The sequence below is a fragment of the Roseateles sp. genome, from assembly GCF_031397715.1.
GTDB lineage: Bacteria > Pseudomonadota > Gammaproteobacteria > Burkholderiales > Burkholderiaceae_C > Paucibacter_A.
This window is the reverse complement of sequence record NZ_JANNMI010000007.1, coordinates 1-5,594: the sequence shown is the minus strand read 5'-3', so window position 1 is coordinate 5,594 and position 5,594 is coordinate 1. Positions and strand designations below refer to the sequence as shown.

Annotated in this window: 6 protein-coding genes; 2 read left to right on the top strand and 4 right to left on the bottom strand. The window is 57.3% G+C overall.

Features of this window, described 5'->3' with window-relative positions; all coding sequences use genetic code 11:
• Positions 1 to 304, top strand: a 304-nt coding sequence (locus RMO57_RS00260; RefSeq protein ID WP_310383175.1) for a DegT/DnrJ/EryC1/StrS family aminotransferase, incomplete at its 5' end; no start/stop codon positions are given.
• A 36-nt stretch (positions 305 to 340) separates the two neighbouring features.
• On the opposite strand, the gene RMO57_RS00255 is transcribed toward RMO57_RS00260, so the two are convergent.
• The 4 genes from RMO57_RS00255 to RMO57_RS00240 all read right to left on the bottom strand — a co-directional run bounded on the left by RMO57_RS00255 (position 341) and on the right by RMO57_RS00240 (position 4,827).
• Positions 341 to 1,882, bottom strand: a complete 1,542-nt coding sequence (locus RMO57_RS00255; RefSeq protein WP_310383174.1) for an ArnT family glycosyltransferase — start codon at positions 1,880 to 1,882, stop codon at positions 341 to 343.
• A 69-nt stretch (positions 1,883 to 1,951) separates the two neighbouring features.
• Positions 1,952 to 3,385 carry an NAD(P)(+) transhydrogenase (Re/Si-specific) subunit beta gene (locus RMO57_RS00250; protein WP_310383173.1) on the bottom strand — a complete coding sequence of 478 codons (1,434 nt, stop codon included), beginning with the start codon at positions 3,383 to 3,385 and terminating at the stop codon, positions 1,952 to 1,954.
• Entirely contained in the window at positions 3,382 to 3,699 is a 318-nt protein-coding gene (locus RMO57_RS00245; protein ID WP_310383172.1) for an NAD(P) transhydrogenase subunit alpha, read from the bottom strand. Before RMO57_RS00245 ends, RMO57_RS00250 begins: the two co-directional genes overlap by 4 nt.
• Positions 3,700 to 3,702: 3 nt before the next feature.
• Positions 3,703 to 4,827: a Re/Si-specific NAD(P)(+) transhydrogenase subunit alpha gene (locus tag RMO57_RS00240; RefSeq protein WP_310383171.1), complete on the bottom strand. Its 1,125-nt coding sequence runs from the start codon at positions 4,825 to 4,827 to the stop codon at positions 3,703 to 3,705.
• A gap of 103 nt (positions 4,828 to 4,930) precedes the next feature.
• Here RMO57_RS00240 and RMO57_RS00235 point away from each other — a divergent pair, with 103 nt between their 5' ends.
• The gene (locus RMO57_RS00235; RefSeq protein WP_310383170.1) at positions 4,931 to 5,431 is read left to right on the top strand and encodes an NUDIX hydrolase; all 501 of its coding nucleotides are present in this window, start codon (positions 4,931 to 4,933) and stop codon (positions 5,429 to 5,431) included.
• Positions 5,432 to 5,594 lie beyond the last annotated feature (163 nt).

Below are 5,594 nucleotides of genomic sequence, written 5' to 3'. Positions count from 1 at the left end.
ATTGCGCCGCCCGATCGTGCCGGATGGCGTCACCCACAACGCGCATATGTACTACGTGCTGTTGCCTGACCTAGCCGCAAGGACGGAATTTATCGCCAAGCTGAGGGCGCTGCAAATCGGCACGGTCTTCCATTACGTCCCCTTGCACAGCTCACCCTTCGGCCAGCATGCAGCGCGCTCGCATGGCAATATGTCCAACACCACCGATCTCAGCGACAGACTGGTTCGATTGCCACTCTGGGTCGGTCTGAACGATTATCAGCCTGATGTAATTGAAAAAATACTTGAAGTGCTTGGTAACTAATAGGATTGCGTTGCCGAACACCTCAACAAGTCAATTTCAGCGATTCCGTTTCGTCAGCCGCAAGACAACCAACGCGTTACCAGAAAGATCTGTCCTCTCAATATACTCGTGTTTTGTGGTTATTTTGCGGACGAGGAAGGCTCGCGGATCTTTGTTAGCGGGCCTCAGCAATTCTCGCCAAACAACCAGCCAGTCCGCCGGTTCATCGACCAACTGAGCGGTCATCTTGGCCAAATAGAGTTCACCTAGCTGACTCTCCCCGGCATACAAAGAATCTACAAACGGTGCCGGCGGCAAATGATTGCTCCAAAAATGCAACCCTGAAGCACCCAGCTCTGTAACCGTGAGGGCGGGATCATGCTCACGGAGATACAACCCCACTTGACGGGCCTCGGTAAACCTGGAACCTAAAACTTTTCCGTACTTCAGGTAGACCGCCTGCTCCGCCTTATTGTTCCAAACTTCTGGAATACGAAAACAAAAAAATCCAAACACAAACACAGCTGCAATGATTGCGCATGCCCCCCCGTATTTACTAGGCAGCATATCTTTCACAAGGGCAAAAAAATAACCCGCTCCAATTGCGAGCAGCGCGTGCCAAAGTGTAAAGTAATGTGGATATCCTCTGCCTGGTATGGCAATCGCAAGCCACACTCCAATTGACCAGCCAACCAAAAGCAAAACAATCGTAAACTGGCGCTTCCACAATCCCAGCGGGATGCAAAGCGCAAGCATCACATATAAAATCAGATGCGGGCGCTGCTCCGCTGGAATCAGGTAGTACGGCTTCAAACCACTGGATAGATTGGCAATAATTCCAGAGTTTCCACCAGCATACTTCAATGACTGTCCTAAAAGGCCGTCAAAAAATATAAAAAACCTGCCCGTCATTGCATAAAAACCTAACAGCAGCAGCCATGCGATGACCAAGACAAAGGCGGCGACCAACCATCTCCTAAGGTTTAGACCGCCAGTTCTCTTATGCGGGCGCCAACCGACCAACCCATGCCCCAAAAAAGCCAATAAAGGCATGAACAACATATGATGTTTGATCGCTGTAGCCAAGAAAAACAGCAAGCCTGCACAGATTCCAAATAGGTCAATACCTTTAACAGCTTGTGGCTTCTGAAGTGCTACAAAGCCCCACACCACTAGTGCCAAAATATACGCTTCGGTATTCGGCTGATTGGCTTGCGTTGCCAGCCCGAAGCTTAGAATCGTCCAAATCATGGCCGCAATCCCAGCCCCCAACTGCCCCGCCCAGTCGCGCGCCAACAAAAATACGCCTTGCAACGTCAGCAGTGAAAATATGCAGCCGATTAAAAATACCGTGAAGGCATTGGCTCCAAATATTCGAATAAATATCTCGTTTATCCAAAAAGCACCAGCCGGGCCAAATGCAATCAACTCTGTGTAATATTGGCTGCCATGCAAATGCCTGACAACATAATCAAAACGGATAGTTAAATCATTTTCCAACGGCTCATTGATATACCGAATCCTTATTCCTACAATCAACAACGCCAGCGCCACAGCAACCCAACGAAACCAGCTACTTCTAATTTTTTCTTCTTGCATAATAACTAATTAGCTCTTTTTAAACACACTTCATTTAAATCGAGCATTTACTCACCTGACTTTCAACAATCACTCCACCGCCTTCAACATATCCTCCACCACCTTCTTCGCATCGCCGAACACCATCATCGTTTTGTCCATATAGAACAACTCGTTATCCAAGCCGGCATAACCGGCGGCCATCGAGCGTTTGTTGACGATGATGGTTTTGGCTTTGTAGGCCTCCAGAATCGGCATGCCGTAGATGGCTGAACCCTTGACATGCGCGGCGGGGTTCACCACGTCATTGGCACCCAGGATGATGGCGACGTCGGCTTGCGCGAATTCGGCATTGATGTCCTCCATCTCGAACACCTGGTCATAGGGCACCTCGGCCTCGGCCTCGGCCAGCAGCACATTCATGTGACCCGGCATGCGGCCCGCCACCGGGTGGATCGCGTATTTGACCTTGACGCCGCGCTCGGTCAGCTTGTGCGCCAACTCCTTGACCGCATGTTGCGCACGCGCCACCGCCAGGCCGTAGCCGGGCACGATGATGACGGTCTCGGCATTGCCCATGATGAAAGCGGCATCGTCGGCGCTGCCGCTTTTGACTGGGCGCTGCACGGCGCCACCGGCGGCCACTGTTGTCGCATCACCGCCAAAGCCGCCGCCGATCACATTGAAGAAGCTGCGGTTCATCGCCTTGCACATGATGTAGCTCAGGATCGCCCCAGATGAGCCGACCAGCGAGCCGGCAATGATCAGCATGGCGTTGTTGAGCGAGAAACCAATGCCCGCCGCGGCCCAACCCGAGTAGCTGTTCAGCATCGACACCACCACCGGCATGTCGGCGCCGCCGATCGGGATGATCAGCAAAACGCCGAGCGCGAAGCCCAACACAAGAATAGTGATGAAGGCGGCCCAGGACTGGGTTTCCCAGAAGCCATAGCAGCTGATCACCGCCGCCAAGCCCAGCGCGAGATTGAGCTTGTGCTGCCCGGCAAATGACACCGGCGCACCCTGGAACAGGCGGAACTTGTACTTGCCCGAGAGCTTGCCAAAGGCGATCACCGAACCACTGAAGGTGACCGCGCCGATGAAGGCACCCAGCGCAAGCTCGATCCGGTTGCCGCCGGGTATCGACGTGCTGCCCGCTGAAGTAATGCCAAATGCCGCCGGCTCCAGCACGGCCGTGGCCGCGATGAACACGGCCGCGAGGCCGATCATGCTGTGCATGAAGGCGACCAGCTCGGGCATCTTGGTCATCTCGACCTTTTGCGCCATATAGGCACCCAAGCCCCCGCCGATGACCAGACCGGCCAGCACATAAGTCAGGCCGAACAACTCGCCATGCGCCAGCTTGACGATCAAGGCAGCGGTGGTGACGGTGGCGATCAGCATGCCGACCATGCCGAAAATATTGCCTCGGATCGAGCTGGTCGGATGCGATAAGCCCTTCAGCGCTTGGATGAAGAAGACGCTGGCGACCAGGTACAAAAGGGCGACTAAATTCATGCTCATTTCTTAGTCTCCACGGTCTTCTTGTCCTTCTTTTTAAACATCTCCAGCATCCTTCGCGTCACCAAGAAGCCGCCGAACACATTGACGGCCGCCAGCGCCACGGCCAGCGTACCCATGAACTTGCCCAGGTCGGTGACGGTCAGCGCGGCGGCCATCATGGCGCCGACGATGACGATGGCCGAGATCGCGTTGGTGACGGCCATCAGCGGCGTGTGCAGCGCCGGCGTGACCGTCCAGACGACGTGGTAGCCGACGTAGATCGCCAGCACGAAGATGATCAGATTGGTGATCGTCGGGTCGACAAAATGTTCCATGGCTCAGCTCTTTATCTTTCTCATGACTTCGCCGGCCTGCGTCATCAGGCAGGCGGCAACGATGTCGTCGTCCATTGGGACCTGGAACACACCTTCTTTGCTGATCACCAGCTTCAAGAAGTCCAGGATGTTGCGGGCATACAGCGCCGACGCGTCGGCCGCTACCAGAGCCGGCAGATTGGTTTCGCCGACCAACGTGACGCCGTATTTGATGACGGTCTTGCCGGCCTCGGTGAGCGGGCAATTTCCCCCATTGGCAGCAGCCAGGTCCACGATCACCGACCCCGGCTTCATGCTTTTGACCATCTCCTCGCTGACCAGCACGGGTGCGGCGCGACCGGGAATCAGCGCGGTGGTGATCACCACATCGGCCTGCGCCACCCGCTTGGCCACTTCGGCGCGCTGGCGGTCCAGCCAGCTCTGCGGCATCGCCTTGGCGTAACCGCCTACGCCGACGGCTGCTTCCTTCTCTTCGTCGGTCTCATAGGCCACGTCAATGAACTTGGCGCCCAGCGATTCAACCTGCTCCTTGACGGCGGGCCGCACATCCGAGGCCTCGATCACCGCACCCAGACGCTTGGCGGTGGCAATCGCCTGCAAGCCCGCCACGCCGACGCCCAGCACGACGACGCGTGCGGCCTTGACCGTGCCGGCCGCCGTCATCAGCATCGGGAAGAAGCGTTGATAGCGGTCGGCGGCAATCATCACCGCCTTGTAGCCGGCAATATTGGCTTGGCTGGACAGCACATCCATACTCTGCGCGCGCGAGGTGCGCGGCGCCGCCTCCAGGGCAAAGGCGGTCAGGCCGGCCGTGGCCAGCGCCTGCAGGCCGTCGGCGTCGAAGGGGTTGAGCATGCCGACCAGGGCCGCACCGGGCTTGACCAGGGCTAACTCCTCAGCCGATGGGCTGCGCACCTTGAGCAGCAAGTCGGCGGCAAAGGCCGCAGCGCGGTCGACGATCTCCGCACCGGCGGCCGTGTAGGCCGCGTCGGTGACGCTGGCGCCCAGGCCGGCGCCGCTCTCGATGCGCAAGACATGACCCTGCGCTTTCAGTTTCTTGGCCGTCTCGGGCGTGATCGCCACGCGCGTCTCACCGGCCACGCTCTCGCGCGGAACTCCTATCAACATGAATCTCTCCCTCAACAGCCCTCATTGGGCATAACTCGCGCCGAGCTTACACAATAGAACCCCTAGATGACACCCGGACATGCCTGGGGATAAAGGTTTAGAGATGTCTACCCAAGATGAGCGTTGGAAGCCTGCGGTCACGGTCGCAGCGGTGATCGAGCAGGGCGGCCGCTATTTGCTGGTCGAAGAAGAAACGCCGGAAGGCCTGCAGTTGAACAACCCGGCCGGGCATCTGGACCCGGGCGAATCACCGCTGGAGGGCGTGGTGCGCGAGGCGCTGGAAGAAACGGCGCGCGACTTTGTGCCCGAAGCCTTGTTAGGTGTCTATATGGCGCGCTTTGTACGCAGCAAGCGCGGTGAGGATGTCACCTATGTTCGGCTGGCGTTCACGGGCCGAGTCGGTGAGGTGATCAAAGGCCGCCGGCTCGACCACGGCATCCATCGTACCGTTTGGATGACGCTGGACGAAGTTCGCGCCAGCGCCGCCCGCCACCGCAGCCCTTTGGTGCTGCGCTGCATCGAAGACCAGGTGGCCGGCAAACGGCTGCCGCTGGACGCCATCCACATCGACCCGTCGCTCTATACGCCCTTGATCAAGTCTTGAGTTGATGCGGGACAATTCGGCATGAGCAACAAAAAGCAACGCATCGTCGTCGCATCCATGTTGTTCTCCTCCGTTGTGCGTTCAGCGTTTCACGATGGGACTACCGGTGAGCTTCTCCTGGGCTTCGATCATCGAGGGAACCATCTTCTCGCCCAGGCCCAAG

Coding starts and splice junctions, on each gene's coding strand:
- RMO57_RS00255 (WP_310383174.1), bottom strand. CDS start 1,882: ATGCAAGAAGAAAAAATTAGAAGTAGCTGGTTTCGTTGGGTTGCTGTG.
- RMO57_RS00250 (WP_310383173.1), bottom strand. CDS start 3,385: ATGAGCATGAATTTAGTCGCCCTTTTGTACCTGGTCGCCAGCGTCTTC.
- RMO57_RS00245 (WP_310383172.1), bottom strand. CDS start 3,699: ATGGAACATTTTGTCGACCCGACGATCACCAATCTGATCATCTTCGTG.
- RMO57_RS00240 (WP_310383171.1), bottom strand. CDS start 4,827: ATGTTGATAGGAGTTCCGCGCGAGAGCGTGGCCGGTGAGACGCGCGTG.
- RMO57_RS00235 (WP_310383170.1), top strand. CDS start 4,931: ATGTCTACCCAAGATGAGCGTTGGAAGCCTGCGGTCACGGTCGCAGCG.